This window comes from Streptomyces sp. NBC_00659, assembly GCF_036226925.1.
Classification (GTDB): domain Bacteria; phylum Actinomycetota; class Actinomycetes; order Streptomycetales; family Streptomycetaceae; genus Streptomyces.
In genome coordinates this window covers 6,150,619-6,169,397 of sequence record NZ_CP109031.1, presented here as the reverse complement: position 1 = coordinate 6,169,397, position 18,779 = coordinate 6,150,619, and the positions used below count along the sequence as shown (strand labels likewise).

General features: G+C 70.1%; 16 protein-coding genes. 1 reads left to right on the top strand and 15 read right to left on the bottom strand.

Annotated features, from left to right (window positions below; translation table 11 throughout):
• Positions 1–4: 4 nt before the first annotated feature.
• The 6 genes from OG410_RS27020 to OG410_RS26995 form a co-directional block, all read right to left on the bottom strand.
• Complete coding sequence (locus OG410_RS27020; RefSeq protein WP_328448573.1) at positions 5–745, bottom strand: ABC transporter permease; 741 nt, start codon at positions 743–745, stop codon at positions 5–7.
• Positions 742–1,740, bottom strand: a complete 999-nt coding sequence (locus OG410_RS27015) for an ABC transporter ATP-binding protein (RefSeq protein ID WP_329301512.1) — start codon at positions 1,738–1,740, stop codon at positions 742–744. Before OG410_RS27015 ends, OG410_RS27020 begins: the two co-directional genes overlap by 4 nt.
• 273 nt (positions 1,741–2,013) lie before the next feature.
• Entirely contained in the window at positions 2,014–4,203 is a 2,190-nt protein-coding gene (locus tag OG410_RS27010; protein ID WP_329301511.1) for a hypothetical protein, read from the bottom strand.
• Between the two features lie 160 nt (positions 4,204–4,363).
• The gene (locus OG410_RS27005) at positions 4,364–4,789 is read right to left on the bottom strand and encodes a DUF6113 family protein (protein WP_329301510.1); all 426 of its coding nucleotides are present in this window, start codon (positions 4,787–4,789) and stop codon (positions 4,364–4,366) included.
• Positions 4,790–4,841: 52 nt separating this feature from the next.
• Complete coding sequence (gene mshB, locus OG410_RS27000; protein ID WP_329301509.1) at positions 4,842–5,744, bottom strand: N-acetyl-1-D-myo-inositol-2-amino-2-deoxy-alpha-D-glucopyranoside deacetylase; 903 nt, start codon at positions 5,742–5,744, stop codon at positions 4,842–4,844.
• A 267-nt stretch (positions 5,745–6,011) separates the two neighbouring features.
• Positions 6,012–6,206 (bottom strand): hypothetical protein, encoded by a 195-nt coding sequence (locus tag OG410_RS26995; protein ID WP_037620693.1) that lies wholly within the window; start codon positions 6,204–6,206, stop codon positions 6,012–6,014.
• Positions 6,207–6,392: 186 nt separating this feature from the next.
• Between OG410_RS26995 and OG410_RS26990 the strand changes: the two genes are divergently transcribed.
• Positions 6,393–8,522: a S9 family peptidase gene (locus OG410_RS26990; RefSeq protein ID WP_329301508.1), complete on the top strand. Its 2,130-nt coding sequence runs from the start codon at positions 6,393–6,395 to the stop codon at positions 8,520–8,522.
• A 158-nt stretch (positions 8,523–8,680) separates the two neighbouring features.
• Here OG410_RS26990 and OG410_RS26985 read toward each other — a convergent pair whose 3' ends face one another.
• From OG410_RS26985 to OG410_RS26945, 9 genes are all read right to left on the bottom strand, one after another.
• Entirely contained in the window at positions 8,681–9,742 is a 1,062-nt protein-coding gene (locus OG410_RS26985) for an ABC transporter ATP-binding protein (protein ID WP_326785696.1), read from the bottom strand.
• Positions 9,723–10,709, bottom strand: a complete 987-nt coding sequence (locus OG410_RS26980) for an ABC transporter ATP-binding protein (RefSeq protein WP_328448587.1) — start codon at positions 10,707–10,709, stop codon at positions 9,723–9,725. Before OG410_RS26980 ends, OG410_RS26985 begins: the two co-directional genes overlap by 20 nt.
• A 5-nt stretch (positions 10,710–10,714) precedes the next feature.
• The gene (locus tag OG410_RS26975) at positions 10,715–11,737 is read right to left on the bottom strand and encodes an ABC transporter permease (RefSeq protein ID WP_425868454.1); all 1,023 of its coding nucleotides are present in this window, start codon (positions 11,735–11,737) and stop codon (positions 10,715–10,717) included.
• The gene (locus OG410_RS26970) at positions 11,730–12,653 is read right to left on the bottom strand and encodes an ABC transporter permease (RefSeq protein WP_329301507.1); all 924 of its coding nucleotides are present in this window, start codon (positions 12,651–12,653) and stop codon (positions 11,730–11,732) included. Before OG410_RS26970 ends, OG410_RS26975 begins: the two co-directional genes overlap by 8 nt.
• A gap of 54 nt (positions 12,654–12,707) precedes the next feature.
• The gene (locus OG410_RS26965) at positions 12,708–14,333 is read right to left on the bottom strand and encodes a peptide ABC transporter substrate-binding protein (RefSeq protein WP_329301506.1); all 1,626 of its coding nucleotides are present in this window, start codon (positions 14,331–14,333) and stop codon (positions 12,708–12,710) included.
• Between the two features lie 405 nt (positions 14,334–14,738).
• Positions 14,739–15,140, bottom strand: a complete 402-nt coding sequence (locus tag OG410_RS26960; protein ID WP_329304261.1) for a VOC family protein — start codon at positions 15,138–15,140, stop codon at positions 14,739–14,741.
• Positions 15,141–15,559: 419 nt separating this feature from the next.
• Positions 15,560–16,696 (bottom strand): ABC transporter ATP-binding protein, encoded by a 1,137-nt coding sequence (locus OG410_RS26955; protein ID WP_329301505.1) that lies wholly within the window; start codon positions 16,694–16,696, stop codon positions 15,560–15,562.
• Positions 16,697–16,709: 13 nt separating this feature from the next.
• On the bottom strand, positions 16,710–17,771 hold the full coding sequence (locus OG410_RS26950; RefSeq protein ID WP_329301504.1) for an ABC transporter ATP-binding protein: 1,062 nt from the start codon (positions 17,769–17,771) through the stop codon (positions 16,710–16,712).
• A 15-nt stretch (positions 17,772–17,786) separates the two neighbouring features.
• Complete coding sequence (locus OG410_RS26945; protein ID WP_329301503.1) at positions 17,787–18,764, bottom strand: ABC transporter permease; 978 nt, start codon at positions 18,762–18,764, stop codon at positions 17,787–17,789.
• Between the last annotated feature and the right edge of the window lie 15 nt (positions 18,765–18,779).

Sequence of the window (18,779 nt, the reverse complement as noted above, 5' to 3'; positions counted from 1 at the left end):
GCGTTCACGCCTTCAGCGTGTCCTTCCGGTACAGCCAGGCCGCGCCGCCCGCGAAGAGGGCGAAGGAGACGGCGAGGATGGCGATGTCCTTCGCGTGCGGGGCGTTCCCCAGTTCGATGGCCTGCCCCAGGGCAGCGTACGCGTGGGTGGGGAGCCATTTCGCGATGTTCTGGAGCCAGTCGGGGAAGGTCGTCGTCGGCATCCACAAACCGCCGAGCATCGACAGGCCGAAGTAGACGATCATCGTGATCGGCCGGACCGCGTCCCCGCTGGCGAGGTAGCCGATGGCGACACCGAGCGCGGCGAAGACCAGGCTGCCGGCCCAGATCACGCCGGTGAGGGCGAACCACTGCCAGGTGTCCAGGCGTACGTCCTTCACGGCCGCGGCGACCACGAAGACGATCACGATCGACGGCAGGCTGATCACGGCGGCGCTCGCCGTCTTGGCGAACACATAGCCGCGGCCCGGCAGCGGAGTGAGCCTCAACTGCCGTACCCAGCCGCTCTCCCGCTCCTTCGCGATGCGCTCGCTGTTGCCCATGAGAACGGCGGTCAGGGCGCCGAAGGAGGCCATGGAGACCATGAAGAAGGTCGGCAGGGTCAGGCCGGTGCCGTCCACCTTCGTGGTGCTGTCGGCGCTGCCCGCGATCAGCAGGAACAGGGCCGAGGGGTAGATGACCGAGAAGAACAGGAACTTGCGGTTGCGCAGGGCGCGGGTGATCTCCAGCTTGATGAGACTGTTCACTTGGACGCGGCCTCCTCGGCGACGGTGCGGGTGGCGTCCTCGGCCGCTCCGCGAGCGGCCTCTTCGGCCTCGGTGATGGCGACGAAGGCCTGCTCCAGACCGAGCCCGGCGACTTCGAGGTTGCGGGGGTAGACACCGAGCCCGTACAGCGCGTGGACGGTGGCGTCCGCGTCGGAGGACTGGATACGGACGGTCTGTCCGGACCCCGCGGCGGAGCCGCTTTTGGACACCGTGACCGAGGTGAGGAAGGGCAGCGCGCGCAGCGGGGCCTCGTCGATCGTGCCCTCCAGGTCGAAGGAGACGCGGCGGGCTCCGGCCCTGGCCTTGATCTCGGCGGCCGTGCCGTCGGCCAGCAGCCGCCCCCGGTGCAGGACGAGCACGCGGTCCGCGATGGCGTCGGCCTCCTCCAGGTAGTGCGTGGCGAACAGGACCGTACGGCCCCGGTCGGCCTGTTCGCGCATGGTGGCCCAGAAGGCCTGCCGGGCGGAGACGTCCATGCCGGTGGTGGGTTCGTCGAGGACGATCAGGTCGCTGTCGCCGGCCGTGGCGAGGGCGAAGCGGACGCGCTGCGCCTGGCCGCCGGAGAGCTTGTCGACCTTGCGGTCGGCGATCTGGGTGATGCCCGCCCGGGCGAGGACCTCGCTCGCGCGGTACGGCCTCGGGTGCAGGTCGCAGGCGAGCCTGACCAGTTCACCGACGGTGACCTCGTCCATCAGGCCGCCGCTCTGGAGCATGGCGCCCACCCGGCCGGCGACGATCGCCTCGCGCGGGCCGGTGCCGAACACCCGGACCGTGCCGCTGTCGGCGTTCTTGAGGCCGAGCAGCAGGTCCAGCGTGGTCGACTTGCCCGCGCCGTTGGGGCCCAGCAGGGCGACGGTTTCGCCCGGGTGGAGTTCGAGTGTCAGCCCGTCCACGGCCCGGACGGTCCCGTAGCTCTTGGTCACCGATTCGAACCGGACCACCGACGGGGTGGTGGTCGCCGCAGTCGTTGTCATGCCGTCCATCGTGGTGGAGGGCGGGGTGCGCGCGGCAGTGTGGTGTGTCCTGGGCGGCGGATGACAGATGTCATGCGACGGCCCGAACCACTGTCATGTCCGCCGCCTCGGACAGGGTCGGGGGGTGCCCCGGACGAGGTCGGGCGGGCCGCCCCGGACGACTGTCGTGTTCGGCGACCGCGGACGGCTCTCGGGTCGGCGGCCCCGAACGGCACGAGGGCGCCCGGCCGGTGGAGTTCCGGCCGGGCGCCCTCGACGCGTGAGCTGCGCCCCTCAGCTGGGGTTCGTGGAGATGGTGATGATGCGGTCGGCGGCCGACTTCCCGACGAGCGCCCTGCCGACGGCCGAGGCCACGTCCTGCGGGCTCACGGCCTTCTCGCTGCCGTCGCCCCTGGTGATCGTCACACCGTCGAAGGCGTGACCGTACAGCTCCTCGAGCGCCTTGAGGTCGTAGTGCTCGACGAGCTTGCCCTGGACCGGCTGGACGCTCAGGAACTTCCAGATGGACTTCTGCGGGCTGAAGGAGACGCTGTGGGCCGCGTCCGTCTGGACGGTGATGTTCGCGGACATGGCGACGTTCGCGAACGTCGACATCTTCCGGTCCACCTCGGCCTTGCTGACCGTGGGCTGACGGGTCGTGGTGGCGACCTTCACCGGCGTGACCGTGTTGCTCTCCACCTGGGCGCGGTACGCGTCCTGGACGGCCTGCAGCGAGGGTCCGACGTCGATGCCCTTGCCGGCCTTGCCGTAGACCGGGACGGCCTTGCCGGCCTGGAACTTGATCGTGCCGTCGCTCGCCGAACCCGAGCCGCTCGCGGCGCGCTCCAGAGCGGCCTGGAGCTTCTCCTTGTCGACGGGCATCACGGGCTCCACCACGCGTCCCTGGCCGAACAGCGAGCCGATCACCGAGATCGGGTTGTAGTCGCTGCCCGCGGCGGCGCGGACGGTGGCCTGGCTGTCCAGCTGGAGTCCGGCCTGGTCGGGCTTGAGCTGGACCGTGTCACCGTCGACGGACAGCGTGAGCGGCTTGGCCGTCCGCGGGCCGAGGGCGTCGTCGAGCTTCTGGACGGCGTCGTCGCGGGTGCCGCCGCCGATGTCGACGCCGAGCACCGTGGTGCCCTTGGGCACGTCCGAGTGGTTCATGAGCAGGCCGGCTCCGTAGGCGCCGCCGGCGAGGACCACGACGAGGGCCACGAGGAGCGCCCGCTTGTTGCGGCCCTTCTTCTTCGCCGGCTTCGACGGGGCGGACGGCTGGCGGACCGGCTCGGGGAGCTTCGGCGGAGTGTACGAGCGGGGACCGTTGCCGTTGTCGGGCTCCCCGTCGTACGCGAAGTTCTGGCTGGGCGACACGACGGGCATACCGCTGGTCAGGGTGTGCCCGGAGACGTTCTCCGCGGGGGCGCCGTAGGCACCGGGTCCCGGGTCGGGTGCCGGCTTCTGCGGGGTGAGGATCGCGGTGTCGTCGCTGAGACCGCCGCTCAGGCCGCCGTGAGTGCCGGAGTATCCCGTGCCCGTGCCCGTGTTCCGGTTGCCGGGGGCCGGACCGGACCGTGCGGCCAGGCTGCCGGGGGCCGCGCCCGCACCGCCCGGGGGCCGCAGCGGGCCGTCGCCGGTGACAGGACCGCCGGTCGGACCGGCCGGGCCGCCACGGCCCGAGCGGCCGGGCTCGGAGAAGTACGGCAGGTCGTCGCGGCGCGGTTCGCCGGACCCCGCGGACGCGCCGGCCGTTCCGGACCCGCCGGGCGAGCCGATGGCCGGGAAGGAGCCGGTGTCGCGCAGCGCCCCGGAGACGTCGAAGGAGCCCGTGCCGCCGCCGTGACCGGGGGCCACGGGTCCGGCGCCGGTGGCCCCGGGGAGCCCGGCACCGTTCGTACCGCCGGGCCGGACGCCACCGGTGATGCCCAGGGGGCCGGCGCCGGTGGACGGCGCCGGACGTCCCGCGCCCGGCGAGGGCGCGGTGCCGACGGGAGCCGGACCGCCCGGCAGGCCCGCACCGTTGGCCGAGCCGCCGCCCGTTGCGCCCTTGGGGGGCGTGCCGGGCTTGCGGGGCGCGAACCACTCGCTCGTCTTCTCCTCGGCCGGCGCGGGCTGGTCCACGGGCGCGGGGGCGGACGGGGCGGGGGTGGTGGCCGTCGTCGCGGGGGCGCCCGCGGGCGCACTCGTGCCCTGCGGCGCCGGCGTACCGGTCCCCGCGCCGTCGCCGCCCTCGGGCGAGGCGTCGGCGACGGGTGTACGCACGACCACGGGCGGGATGGGCCGCGATCCGGGGATGTTGATCCGGATCCGTGTCGTCAGGGTTGTCTCGGTCTTGCGCTCCTCCGTCGGCTTGCCGGCGGCCGCACGGCCCGCGTCGGCACCGTTCTCGGAAGGCGTGGGGGTGCCGTACGGCGGCGTCCCCGACGGGTACGCGGCTCCACCGCGCCCGTTGGGCCCGGAGGACGAACTGTCAGTTTCACGACTCAAGGCAGGTTCTCCCGGTTGGCTCCGCCGCCCGTTTACTCGACCTCATCTCGGGCAGCTCGGCGGCGCGCACCACCATACTGGCCATGTCCGGCCCGCAAACCTCGACCGGTGAGGAATCTCGCACGGGACCCGCACGGGACCGATACGGCGAACTGGTACGTCACTTGCCAACTCGGGCGCTGGAAAGGCCTGGTTGCCGCCCCTGCCCGAGAGTGGCACACATCACAGCCAGAGCCATGCCTCCGAGCAGGAAGAGATACGAGACGACTCCCGCGCCGAAGAGGAAGTCCCCTTCCGGACGGCTGGCGGTGAGCAGGACGACGGCGACCATCCAGCCCGCCGCGGGGGCGACGGCTCCGGCCCGGGAGCCCGCCGCGCGCGCGCCGCCCAGGAAGAGTCCGGCGGCGCCCGCCAGAGCGAGCAGCAGCCCGAACGGGAACCAGCCCGGCTGCACCAGCGCCCCGGCAACGCCGACCACGGCGCCGAGCAGAAAAAGCCCCAGATAGGCGGCGATCCGCCCGCCCGAGGGGCGCCTCAGCGGCTGGGCGAGCATGCCCGCCCCGCCGCGCTGTCCGTTCACGCTCATCGCAGATCCGTCCCTCGCCGGGTCGTCGTGGTCCTCGTCGTGCCCGCGCCGGTCACAGCTCGCTCACCGGGGCGGTGCCGGTCCCCTCGAAGAGGTCCCTCTCGCGCGCCGCGGGCCGCGGGGCGCCGGCCAGTTCGTAGTACTCGGTGGTGAAGAGCGGCTGGGCCAGCTCGTTCGAGAGGACGAACCAGGGCCCGTCCACGGTGATCTGGGTGGCGTGCGCCCGCATCGCGGCGGCCTTGGCGGCGGCGTACGCGGAGCCGTCGATCTCGGTGGTGACGGTCGCCTCGTCGACCACGCCGGGCACGTCGTCGACGGCCGCCGTCCGGTCGAACGGCAGCTCGGGCAGCGCCTCGCGCAGGCGGGCGAACGCCTCCTCGGCCACCGGGCGCGGCACCCGGTTCCAGTAGGTCTTGGCGATCCGCCACGCGCCGCCGAGGTCGGGCCGGTGGGCGGGCTCCGCGGCCAGTTCGGCGGCGCGCACGGCCACGCGATGGGCCTGGATGTGGTCGGGGTGCCCATAGCCCCCGTCGGGGTCATAGGTGACGAGCACCTGGGGACGCACTTCGCGGATCACTTCCACGAGGTGGTCGGCGGCGTCGTCGACCTCCGCGGCCCAGAAGGCGCCGGCGCGGTGGTTCTGCTCGGCGCCCATCATCCCGGAGTCGCGGAACCGCCCGGCGCCGCCCAGGAAGCGGTGGTCGGCGACGCCCAGTTCCTTCATGGCGGCGCTCAGCTCACCGGTCCGGTAGGGGCCGAGTCCGCCCTCGCGGTCGGGGGCGAGATGGGCGAGTTCGGGCGGGATGACCTCGCCCTCCTCGCCGAGGGTGCAGGTCACCAGCGTCACCTGGGCGCCCTCGGCCGCGTAGCGGGCCATGGTCGCGCCGTTGTTGATCGACTCGTCGTCCGGATGCGCGTGCACCAGGAGCAGACGCCGGTCGGGCAGTTCCGTCATGGAACCCACCCTACGAGGCGGCTTCGCGCTCGGGTGTCCCCCGTACTCCTGTCGGCTTTCGGCTCCCGCCGGGCCGCCCGGAGGCCGTCTGCCGGGCCGCCTGCCGGGCCTGGTCGCGCCGACCCGGACGGCGGCCGCCGCGCGGCCTCGGAGGCCGCAGGGCCGGCGTTCAGCGGCGCGGACGGACCGGCCCGTTTCGCGGAGGCCGGACGGGGCAGGCGGGAAGCGCAGCCGGACGCTCTCCCCGCCCCACGGTCCCGGCGCGGATCAGAACTTGATGCTTCCGATCATGCCCGCGATGTTGGTGGTCAGATCGCTGATCGTGGGCGCGATGGTCGAGGAGGCGAGATAGAAGCCGAGCAGCATGCAGACGACCGCGTGCCCGCCTTTCAGTCCTGACTTCTTGATCAGAAGAAAGACGATGATCGCCAGCAGCACCACCGCCGAAATCGAGAGTGCCACGGCGGCTCACCTCCAAAGTTCCCAGGGACTTGGGGTCCGGTACGGGTTCGGACACGAGGGTCGGTCCAGCCTGACAACAGCCAGCAGGTTCCTACCCACACAGCGCTAGTGATCATAACTATCCGTACGCGCGCATCGATCGGCGCACGGCCGCACAAGGGGGCGCATGGCCAATATGGTCGAGGCATGACGAACGAGCCTCTCTCCTTCCCGCGCCGGTACGCCCGCACCCAGCGGTTCACCTCCGGCGCGCCGCGCGCGTTCACCGTGTCCCCCGACGGTTCCCGCGTGGTGTTCCTGCGCTCCCCCTCCGGCACGGAGCGGGCGAACCAACTGTGGGTCCTCGATGTGCCGGAGGGCGGTGAGCGGGTGGTGGCCGACCCCGCGGCCCTGCTCGGCGGGGCGACCGAGCACCTCTCCCCGGAGGAGCGGGCACGTCGCGAGCGCAGCCGCGAGGGCGGCGCGGGCATCGTCGGGTACGCCACCGACGCAGCCGCCGAGTTGGCCTGTTTCACCTTGTCAGGGCGGCTGTTCACGGCCGAGCTGCGGGCCGGTACGACGCGCGAACTCCCGGTCCCCGGGCCGGTGATCGACCCGCGTCCCTCTCCGGACGGCACGCTCGTGGCGTACGTGTCCGGGGGCGCGCTACGGGTCGTCGGGGCCGAGGGCGAGGGCGACCGGGCCCTCGCGGAGCCGGAGCCGGCCACGGGCCCCGGCACGGTTTCCTATGGACTGGCCGAGTTCATCGCGGCCGAGGAGATGGGGCGTTCGCGCGGCTTCTGGTGGTCACCCGAAGGGGACCGGCTGCTCGTCGCGCGGGTCGACGACACGCCCGTACAGCGCTGGTGGATCTCCGATCCGGCGCACCCGGAGACCGATCCGCAGCGGGTCGCCTATCCGGTGGCGGGCAGCGCCAACGCCGAGGTGCGGCTCTACGTGTTCGGGCTCGACGGGGTACGCACCGAGGTCTCCTGGGACCGGTCCCGCTACCCCTATCTGGCACATGCGCACTGGTCAGCCGCCGGTGCGCCGCTGCTTCTGGTGCAGGCGAGGGACCAGCGGAGCCAGCTCTTCCTGGCCGTGGACCCGGACACCGGGGCGACCCGGATGGTGCACGCGGATGAAGATCCAACTTGGCTTGATCTTTTCCCTGGAGTGCCGTGCTGGAGCCCCGGCGGACAGCTCGTGCGGATCGCCGACGAAGGCGGCGCTCGGGTCCTGGCCTACGGCGAACGCCCCCTGACCGGAGCCCAGTTGCACGTCCGGGCGGTGCTCGACGTCTCGGCCGACGACGTGCTGATCGCGGCCTCGGCGGGCGAGGGCGCGAGCTCGCCCGAAACGGGTGAAGTACATGTGTACCGGGTGAACGAACTCGGCCTGGAGCGCGTCTCGCAGGAGCCCGGCGTGCACTCGGCCGTGCGCGCCGGGGGCGTGACCGTCCTCGTGTCGTCGGTGCTCGATCAGCCGGGCGCCCAGGTACAGGTGCTGCGCGAGGGGAAGAAGACCGCGACCATCTCCTCGTACGCCGAAGATCCCGGTTTGTCCCCGCGCGTGACACTCACACAGGGGGGCGCACAGAAAATCCCATGCGCCGTGCTTATGCCTACTGACTACGACGGCGACAATCCCCTACCGGTCCTGCTGGACCCCTACGGCGGTCCGCACGGCCCCCGGGTGCTGGCCGCGCACAACGCCCACCTCACCTCGCAGTGGTTCGCCGACCAGGGCTTCGCGGTCGTCGTCGCCGACGGCCGCGGCACGCCGGGGCGCTCTCCCGCCTGGGAGAAGTCGATCCGCGACGACCTGACGCTGTCCCTCGACGACCAGGTGGAGGCGCTGCACGGACTGGCCGAGCGGTTCCCGCTCGATCTGTCCCGGGTGGCGATCCGCGGCTGGTCGTACGGCGGCTGGCTCGCGGGACTCGCCGTGCTGCGCCGCCCCGACGTCTTCCACGCGGGCATCGCGGGCGCCCCGGTCACGGACTGGCGGCTGTACGACACGCACTACACGGAGCGCTACCTCGGCGACCCGGCGACGAACCCGGCGGTGTACGCGAAGAGTTCGCTGGTCACCGACGAGGGGCTCGCCGCACCCGCCGAGACGCACCGGCCGCTGATGATCGTGCACGGCCTCGCGGACGACAACGTGGTGGTGGCGCACGCGCTGCGGCTCTCCTCGGCGCTGCTGGCCGCCGGCCGCCCGCACGAGGTGCTGCCGTTGTCGGGGGTCACGCACATGACCCCGCAGGAACAGGTCGCCGAGAACCTGCTGCTCCTCCAGGTGGACTTCCTCAAGCGCTCCCTCGGAATGAACTGACCCACCGGAAAAGCAACGAGCCGGGGTGACATGGCGACACCCCGGCTCGTTCACGGCACCCGCACGGCCGTACGGTGTTCACCATGCCGCGTCCGTATATCGGTACCGCTTCCGTCAAGTTGCCTGCGTGTTAACGACGTTCGCTCACATTTGTGGCGCTATGTCGGTCCGTCGGACGGCCCCTCCGGAGGCACGACCCGCTTCTCCTCCGCGAAGTGACAGGCCGAGTCGTGGGCGGCCGGGCCCGCGATGAGCCGGAACTCGGCCGGCACCGCGAGCAGCGGCACCTCCAGCGTGCAGCGTTCCTGCGCCTTCCAGCAGCGGGTGCGGAACCGGCAGCCGGACGGGATGTGCGCGGGCGAGGGCACGTCCCCGTGCAGGATGATCCGCTCCCGGTGCTCCCGGGCCTCCGGGTCCGGCACGGGCACCGCGGACAGCAGCGCCTGGGTGTAGGGGTGCGTCGGATGGTCGTAGATCTCGACGTCCTTGCCGGTCTCCACGATCCGCCCGAGATACATCACCCCGACCCGGTCGGAGATGTGCCGCACGATCGACAGGTCGTGCGCGATGAAGACGTAACTGAGGTCGAACTCGGCCTGGAGCCGGTCCAGCAGGTTGATCACCTGCGCCTGCACCGAGACGTCGAGCGCGGAGACCGGCTCGTCGGCGACGATGATCTCGGGCCGCAGCGCGAGGCCCCGCGCGATGCCGATGCGCTGGCGCTGGCCGCCGGAGAACTGGTGCGGATAGCGGTTGATGTACTCCGGGTTGAGACCGACCACGTCCAGCAGGTCCTGGACCCGGCGCCGCCGGTCGCCCTTCGGCGCGACCTCGGGGTGGATGTCGTACGGCTCCCCGATGATGTCGCCGACGGTCATCCGCGGGTTGAGCGAGGTGTACGGGTCCTGGAACACCATCTGGATGTTGCGGCGCACGGCCTTCAGCGCCTTGCCGGACAGCCGGGTGATGTCCTCGCCCTTGTACTTGATCGCCCCCTCGGTGGGCCGCTCCAGGTTGACGAGCATCTTGGCGACCGTCGACTTGCCGCAGCCGGACTCGCCGACGATGCCGAGGGTCTCGCCGCGGTCGAGGTGGAAGTCGACGCCGTCGACGGCCTTGACCGCCCCGATCTGCTTCTTGAACAGGATTCCCTGGGTGAGCGGAAAGTGCTTGACCAGTCCGCTGACCTCCAGCAGCGGCTCAGTCGCGGCTTGAGTCATCGAGGCACTCCCTCCAGAAGAAGCAGGCGCTTCCGCGGTCCGCGTCGACCTCCGCGAGCGGCGGCACCTCGGTGCGGCAGATGTCCTGGGCCATCGGGCAGCGCGGGTTGAAGGCGCAGCCCGGCGGGATGTGCATCAGGTTGGGCGGCAGTCCCTTGATGGCGTACAGCTCCCCGCCCTTCTGGTCGAGCCGGGGGATCGAGTCCAGCAGCCCCTTCGTGTAGGGGTGGGCGGGTGCCTTGTAGATGTCGTGGACCGGAGCCGTCTCGACGATCCGGCCCGCGTACATCACCGCGATCTTGTCGGCGACGTCCGCGACCACGCCGAGGTCGTGGGTGATGAGGATGAGCCCCATGTGGAGCTCACGCTGGAGTTCGGCGAGCAGGTCCATGACCTGGGCCTGCACGGTGACGTCCAGCGCGGTGGTCGGTTCGTCGGCGATGATCAGGGCGGGCTCCAGGGCCAGCGCCATGGCGATCATGATGCGCTGGCGCATACCGCCGGAGAACTGGTGCGGATAGTCCCGCACGCGCTCGGCGGCACCCGGGATGCGCACGTGCTCCATCAGCTCGATCGCCTTGGCGCGGGCTTCCTTCCGCTTCATCCCGCGGTGCACGATGAACATCTCGCCGAGCTGGTCTCCGACGCTGATCACGGGGTTCAGGGACGACAGCGCGTCCTGGAAGATCATCGCCATCTCGGCGCCGCGCACCTTGCGCCGCTCCTCCTCCTTGAACTTCAGCAGGTCCTTGCCCTGGAAGAGGATCTCGCCGCCGGTGATCTTCCCGGGCGGCATGTCGAGAATGCCCATCACGGCCTGGGCGGTCACCGACTTGCCGGAGCCGGACTCGCCGAGCACGGCGAGCGTCTCGCCCTCGTCGACGCTGTACGTGACCCCGTTGACGGCCTTGGCGACACCGTCCCGGGTCCTGAACTCCACCTGTAGATCGCGCACTTCGAGCAGCACGGCGGTCACCTCAGCTTCGGGTCGAGGGCGTCGCGCACCGCGTCGCCGAGCATGATGAACGCGAGCACGGTGATCGCGAGCGCGCCGGCCGGCCACAGCAGCATGTGCGGGGCCTGGCGGATGTACGCGGAGGCCGAGGAGATGTCGATGCCCCAGCTGACCGTCGGGGGCTTGAGACCGACCCCCAGGTACGACAGCGTCGCCTCCAGCGAGATGTACGTGCCGAGCGCGATGGTCGCGACGACGATGACCGGCGCGATCGCGTTCGGGGTGATGTGCCGCAGCATCATCCGGGAGTTGGAGGCGCCGAGCGCGCGGGCCGCGTGGACGTAGTCGTTCTCCTTGGTGGTGATCACCGAGCCGCGCGCGATACGCGAGACCTGGGGCCAGCCGAGCAGCACCATGAACCCGACGACGGGCCAGATCGTGTTGCTGGTCACCACGGAGAGCAGGACCAGACCGCCGAGCACGACGGGGATCGCGAAGAAGATGTCGGTGATCCGGGACAGGATCGAGTCACCCAGCCCGCCGTAGAAGCCGGCCAGCCCGCCGAGGAACGAGCCGAGGAGCGCGACCCCGACCGTGGCGAGCACACCGACGCTGATCGAGACGCGGGTCCCGTACACGGTCCGCGTGTAGACGTCGCAGCCCTGCCCGTCGTAGCCGAAGGGGTGTCCGGACTGCGAGCCCTGCTGCGCCTTGGAGAGGTCGCACTGGAGCGGACTCTGGGAGGTGATCAGGGAGGGCCAGATCGAGATCACGACCAGGAAGACGATGACGAGTCCGGAGATGATGAAGACCGGGTTGCGGCGCAGGTCCCGCCAGGCGTCGGACCACAGGGAGCGCGGCTTCTCCTTCGGTCCCGTGCCCTCGGGTCCTCCCGGCGTCTTCTCCAGGGTCTCCGCCTCGCTCGTCCCGAGGTCCATCGTGCCTCCGAAGCCGGTAGGGGCGATGGCGAGGTCCTCCGGCGGCGGACCCTCGGGACCGTGGTGGAATTCCTCTTCCTCGTACGGCGGCTGCTCAGGCATAGCGGATCCTCGGGTCGAGTACGGCGTACAGAAGGTCGACGAGCAGATTGGCGACCATGAAGATGAGGACGAGGATGGTCACGAAGCCGACGACCGTCTGAGTGTTCTGGCGCACGACCCCCTGGTAGATCTGGTAGCCCACCCCGTGGATGTTGAAGATCCGCTCGGTGACGATCGCGCCGCCCATCAGCGCGCCGATGTCCGTGCCGATGAAGGTGACCACGGGGATCAGCGAGTTGCGCAGCAGGTGCCGCAGGGTCACCCGGCGCCGCGGCAGGCCCTTGGCGACGGCAGTGCGGACGTAGTCGGACCGCTTGTTCTCCGCGATGGAGGTCCGGGTCAGCCGGGTCACGTAGGCGAGGGACACCGAGGCCAGCACCAGGCCGGGCACGATCAGCTCGCCGAAGGTGGCGTCCGCGGAGACGGAGGGCTTGATCCAGCCCCATTTGACGCCGAGCAGGAGCTGGGCCAGCAGACCGGTGACGAAGGTCGGCACGGAGATGACCACGAGGGTGAGCAGCAGGACGCCGGTGTCGACGGGCCGCCCGCGGCGCAGACCGGTGATGACGCCGAGCGTGATGCCGATGACGATCTCGAAGAAGATCGCGACGATCGTCAGCCGGATGGTGACCGGGAACGCGGACGCCATCAGCTCGGTGACCGGCTGACCGTTGAACGCGGTGCCGAAGTCGCCGGTGAAGATGTGACCGAGGTAGGTCAGGTACTGCTGCCACAGGGGCTTGTCGAGGCCGAACTCCGCGCGCAGCTGGGCGGCCGTGGCGGGGTCGCACTGCCGGTCGCCGCACAGGCCCGCGATGGGGTCGCCCATCACGTTCACCATCACGAAGATGAGCAGGGTGGCGCCGATGAAGACCGGGATCATCTGCAGCAGTCGCCGGATGACGTACCGTCCCATGAGTGCTCCGGAGATAGAGGGGCGGACCGGTGCGAGCGGCCCGCCCCGGGCGGCTCAGTTGACGGTGATCTCGTTGTAGACGGGCACGCTGAACTGGTTCAGCGCCACGTTCGAGACCTTGTCCGAGTAGCCGGCGCTGCCGTTCTGGTACCAGAGCGGGATGGCGGCCATGTTGTCCCGCACGACCCCTTCGGCCTGCTGGAAGAGCTGGATGGCCTTGGTGGTGTCGGTCTCCGCGTTCGCCTGGTTGACGAGGCTGTCGAACTGCTTGTTGGACCACTGGCCGTCGTTGGAGGAGGCGTTGGTGTAGTACAGCGGCTGGAGGAAGTTCTGGATCAGCGGGTAGTCCATCTGCCAGCCGGCCCGGAACGGACCGGGCATCTTGTGCTGCCCGATCTGGTTGCGGAAGTCGGCGAACGTTCCGATCGGGTTGCCGACGCAGGCCTTGTCGTTGCCGAGGGCGTTGTTGATCGAGTTGCAGACGGCGTCGACCCACTCCTTGTGGGAGCCGGTGTCCGCGTTGTACGAGATCTTGACCTGGCCGCCGGGCAGGCCGCCGCCCTCCTGGACCAGCTTCTTGGCCTCGGACGGGTTGTAGTCGCAGGACTTGCCGCACAGGCCTTCCTGGAAGCCGCCCTTCTCGCCGAGCACCGGTGAGGTCCAGTCGCTCGCGGGCGTCCGCGTCTTCTGGAAGATGGTGTCGGTGATCTGCTGGCGGTTGATCGCCATGGACAGTCCCTGACGGACCTTGGTGGCGCCGCTGGTGTTCCACTCCGGGTCGTAGAACGGGAAGGCGATCGTCTGGATGATGCCGGCCGGGGTGTTGATGTACCGGCCGTTCAGGTCGCTCTTGGCGTTCTTGAGCTGGGCGGCGGGCACGTCGTCGACGAGGTCGAGGTTTCCGGCCAGGAGATCGTTGTAGGCGGTGTTGTTGTCCGTGTAGACCTTGAGGGTCACACCGTCGTTCTTCGCCTTGTCGTCGCCGGGGTAGTCGTCCCACTTCACCAGGGACATCTGTGCGCCCTTGGTGTAGGAGCCGATGCTGTACGGGCCGTTGCCGACGGGCTTCGAGACCCAGGCGGCGTGGTCGCTGAAGAACGACTTGGGCAGCGGTGAGAAGGCCGCGTAGCCGAGGGTGTCCGGGAACGTCGAGAACTTCTGGGTGAGCTTGACGGTGAACGTGTTCGTGCCGGTCACCTTGAGCCCGGACAGGGTGTCGGCGCTCTGGGTGCCCGTGTCGGGGTGCGTCTTGTCGTAGCCCTCGATGTACCCGAAGAAGTACGCGTTCTTCTGGTTGTTCTTCAGGCTGGCGCCGTAGTTCCAGGCGTCGACGAAGGACTGCGCGGTGACGGCCTCGCCGTTGCTGAACTTCCAGCCATCCTTGACCGTGATCGTGAAATTCTGTGAATCCGAGGTCTCGATCTTCTCGGCGAGCATGTCCTCGGCGGCGCCGGTCTCGGCGTTGTACCGCTTCAGCCCGCGGAAGATCATGTCGAGGACCTTGCCGCCCTGCACCTCATTGGTGTTGGCCGGTTCCAGCGGGTTCTGCGGGTCCCCCCAGGAGGCGCTGACCGTGCCGGAGCCGCTGCTGCTTCCGTCTCCTCCGCCCCCACAGGCGGACGCCGCAAGGACTACCGCCACCGCGCATGCGGCCCATTTGGCGTGCGTGGCTCCACGCATGGTGTGCCTCCTCAAGAGTGCGCTGTGCCACCGGCGCCGGGGTCGGACGTCCAGCTCCGGTGCGGTGTGGCTTTAGGGCCCAATATCTGCCCATACGGTGCACATCGCACATTTACCCCACCCTTCCGAGTGGCGCGCCACCCGAAGGCAGGCGTCCGCTGCGCGGACTCGTGTCCCCCACGGCTCCAGGCGGCCCCTCGTGGCCCCTTCCCGTCCGTGCGGGCGGGAAGGGGCCACGAGGGGGCTGCCCGGCGCGCTAGCTCCGCTCAGGGGCCCAGGGCGAGCTCTCCCACGGCCTGGTCGCCGCTCGTCTCACCCGTGCGGCGGGATCCGAGGCGGAGTCAGAACGGTTCGGGGCCACGCGATCCCGGGTGGAGGGACTCCGGGCGAACGGGGTCGGGGCCCCTACTCGGCCGGGGCGTCGGTCACGGTGTCCGCGTCACCGCGCTCCACACAGAACTCGTTGCCCTCGGGATCGGTCAGGGTGACCCAGCCTCGTCCGTCGGGACGGGTGTGGTCCGCGACGAGCCGGGCTCCGAGGGCGAGCGCCCGCTCGACCTCCGCCGCACGGGTGCGCCCGCTCGGCCGCAGGTCGAGGTGGAGTCGGTTCTTGACGGTCTTGCCCTCGGGGACGCGGACGAAGAGCAGGGTCGGGCCGCCGTCGGGATCGCGCAGCACGGCCTCCGGGTCGCCGGGCTTGTCGTCCTCGGCCAGGGGCCGCCCGAGCAGCTCGCTCCAGAACAGCCCCAGGTCGTAGGGATCCGCGGTGCAGTCGACGGTGATGTTGTGGATGGTGGGGTTCAACAGGCTCCTCCAGGGATCTGCACGGCGTCACAGCCGGACGCCGCACGTCCGCCGCGGGTGCGGCGACGCTCTTCGGGCAGTGCACGCGGACCGGACGGACCGGACGGCCACACGCATCGCGCGCGGCCGGCCACGCGAACCGGCCCGGCCGCGTGCGCTCTCGTACGGACGAGGGACGGAGCCAGGAACGGACGCACCCGCACCCGCACCTGGAACTGGAACTGGAACTGGAACTGGAACTGGAACTGGAACTGGAACTGGAACTGGAACGACAAAAGGACCGCGGCGGAAGCAACGTGCTTCCGCCCCGGTCCCGCCGTCGCCGGAGTTCTCCCCGGCCCGGCCGCCGACGCCGCGCTTCGCGCACCGCGGTCGGCCTCGACGCGACCCCCGCTCCCCCGCGGAGGGCGCCGCGTCCGCGTCTAGTCCGTGCCCTTCTCCGTGGCGTCGTCGGCCGCGGTCTCCAGCGCCGCCAGCGCCGGGTCCAGAACGATGTCCTCGCCGCGGGACTCGGTCGTGGGGTCCTCGGGGAAGTGACAGGCCGACAGGTGGCCCGCACGGTTGCCCGAGAGCTGGATCAGCGGGGGCTCCTCGGTCGCGCACTTGTCCTGCGCCTTCCAGCACCGGGTGCGGAAGCGGCAGCCGGACGGCGGGAAGATCGGCGACGGGACGTCGCCCGACAGGCGGATCCGCTCGCGGTCCTGGGCGTCACCGTCGATGCTGACCTCGGGAACCGCCGAGAGCAGGGCGTGGGTGTACGGGTGGCGGGGACGGTTGTAGATGGAGTCCCGGTCGCCGACCTCCACCACCTTGCCGAGGTACATCACCGCGACGCGCTGCGAGAAGTGCCGTACGACGGCCAGGTCGTGGGCGATGAAGAGGAACGCGATGCCCAGTTCCTGCTGCACCTTCTGCAGCAGGTTGACGACCTGCGCCTGGATCGACACGTCCAGGGCGGAGACCGGCTCGTCGGCCACGATCAGCTTCGGCTGGAGCGCCAGGGCACGGGCCACGCCGATGCGCTGGCGCTGACCGCCGGAGAATTCGTGCGGGAAGCGGTTGTAGTGCTCGGGGTTCAGGCCGACGAGCTCCAGCAGCTCCCGGACCCGGTTCTCCCGGCCGCCCGCCGGCTGGATGCCGTTGACCTCCATCGGCGACTTGATGATCGTGCCGACGGTTTGCCGCGGGTTCAGCGAGGAGTACGGATCCTGGAAGATCATCTGGATCTCGGACCGCACCGGCGCGAGCTGCCGTCGCGAGGCGCGGGTGATGTCCTGGCCCGCGTACGTGATGGTGCCGCCGGTCGGCTCCAGCAGGCGGGTGATGAGCCGGCCCGTGGTCGACTTGCCGCAGCCGGACTCGCCGACCAGGCCGACGCTCTCGGCGACGCCGACCGACAGGTCGACCCCGTCGACGGCCTGCACGGCACCGACCTTGCGTTTGATCGGGAAGCCGCCGTAGATCGGGAAGTGCTTGGTCAGCCCTTCCACCTTGAGGAGCGCCTCGGCGGACGTACCGGTGGAACCCTGCTGGGCGGGGAGGGTGAGGTTGTTGCTCATGTCTCGGATCTCCCTAGCGCAGCCGGGGCTGGATCTTGTCGATGAATATGGTCTGCTTCTGCTCGGGCGTCAGGTGGCACGCCGCGGCGCGCCCCTCGCCCAGCGGCGGCCGGACGTCGGTGCACAGCGTGCCCGCCACCTGGTCCTTGTAGACGCACCGCGGGTGGAACGGGCAGCCGGAAGGCGGGTTGAGCAGCGAGGGCGGGGAGCCGGGGATGGGCTCCAGCGCCTCGTTGATGTCGCCGTCGAGGCGGGGCATCGAGCTCAGCAGACCCCAGGTGTAGGGGTGCTTGGGCTCGCTCAGGACCTCCCGCACGGAACCGCGCTCCACGGCCCGGCCCGCGTACATCACCAGCAGGTCGTCGGCCATGTTGGAGATGACGCCGAGGTCGTGGGTGATGAAGACGATCGCGGAGCCGAACTCCTGCTGGAGGTCCTTCAGCAGGTCGAGGATCTGCGCCTGCACGGTCACGTCGAGCGCGGTGGTCGGCTCGTCGGCGATCAGCAGGTCGGGGTCGCACATCAGCGCCATGGCGATCATCGCGCGCTGGCGCATACCGCCGGAGAACTGGTGCGGGTAGTCGTCGAAGCGCGTCCTGGGCTGCGGGATGCCGACCTTCTCCAGCATCTGGACGGCACGGTCCTTCGCCTCCTTCTTGGAGGCGCCGCGGTGCTTCATGAAGGGCTCGGACAGCTGCCGGCCCACCGTGTAGAACGGCGACAGGGCGGTCAGCGGGTCCTGGAAGATCATCGCCATCTTGTTGCCGCGGAGCTGTTCCAGCTCCCGCTCGCTGGCGGTGACGAGTTCCTTGCCGTCGAGGACGATCTCTCCGTCGACCGTCGTCGTCCGCGAGTTGTGCAGGCCGAGGACGGTCAGGTTGGTGACCGACTTGCCGGACCCCGACTCGCCGACGATGCCCAGGGTCTTGCCGCGCTCGACGTCGAAGGAGAGGCCGTCGACCGCCTTGACGATGCCGTCCTCTGTGGAGAACTGCACCTTCAGATCACGCACCGAGAGGAAGCTCTCCGGGCCGGTCGGGGCCGGCGCGTCCTCGGTCTTGGTCAGTGTGGTCACGGTGGTTCGTTCTTCCTAGGAGAGCCGGACGCGCGGGTCGATGTAGGCGTACGCGATGTCGGTGAGGATGTTGACGATCAGGATGAAGAAGGCACCGAACAGCATGACACCCATGGTGAGCGGCAGGTCCTTGTGGACCGCGCCGTCCACGGCGAGACGGCCGATTCCCTGGAGCGAGAAGGTCAGCTCGGTGACCACGGCGCCGCCGAGCATGGAGCTGATGTCGATGCCCAGGACGGTGACGATCGGGATCAGCGAGCCGCGCCAGGCGTAGCGGAAGAACACGTACTTCTGTGACATGCCCTTGGCGCGGGCGGTGCGGACGTGCTCCTCGGCGAGCTGCTCGATCATCGAGGAACGCGCCATACGCGTGTACTGCGCGGTGAAGATGGTGGCCATCACCAGCACGGGCAGCAGCATGCCCGTGAACCAGGTCCAGGGGTCCTCGGTGATCGGGTGGTACGCGGGGTTATCCATCCAGCCCGTGCTGTAGACGAAGATCAGCAGGACGATCGGACCGAGCACGTAGATCTGGAACGAACTGAGCACCATGGACACGCCGGTGGCGATCTTGTCGATCATCGTCCCGCGCCGGTATGCGGCGATCATGCCCGCGCCGACACCGACGACGACGAACACGATCGCGCCACCCGCGGTGAGCGTGAGGGTGGTCGGGAAGCGGTCCAGGATGGTCGACCAGACCATGTCGCCCGAGTAGAACGACTGGCCGAGGCAGGGCGCGCTGCAGTGCCCGGTGGGGTAGTCACGGCCCATGAAGATGCCGGACATGAAGTCCCAGAACTGCTGGTGTATGGGGAGGTTCAGGCCCAGGGCCTGACGGATGTCCTCCAGTCTCGAGGGCGAGCAGTCCTTGCCACAGGCCAGCGAGGCGTAGTCGGAGGGCGCTGCGACGAACAGGAAGAACGTGGCGGCGCCGATGAGGAACAGGGTGACGACGGCACCGACCGTGCGCCGAAGAATGAACTGAAGCATGGCGGGAGGGCTGCT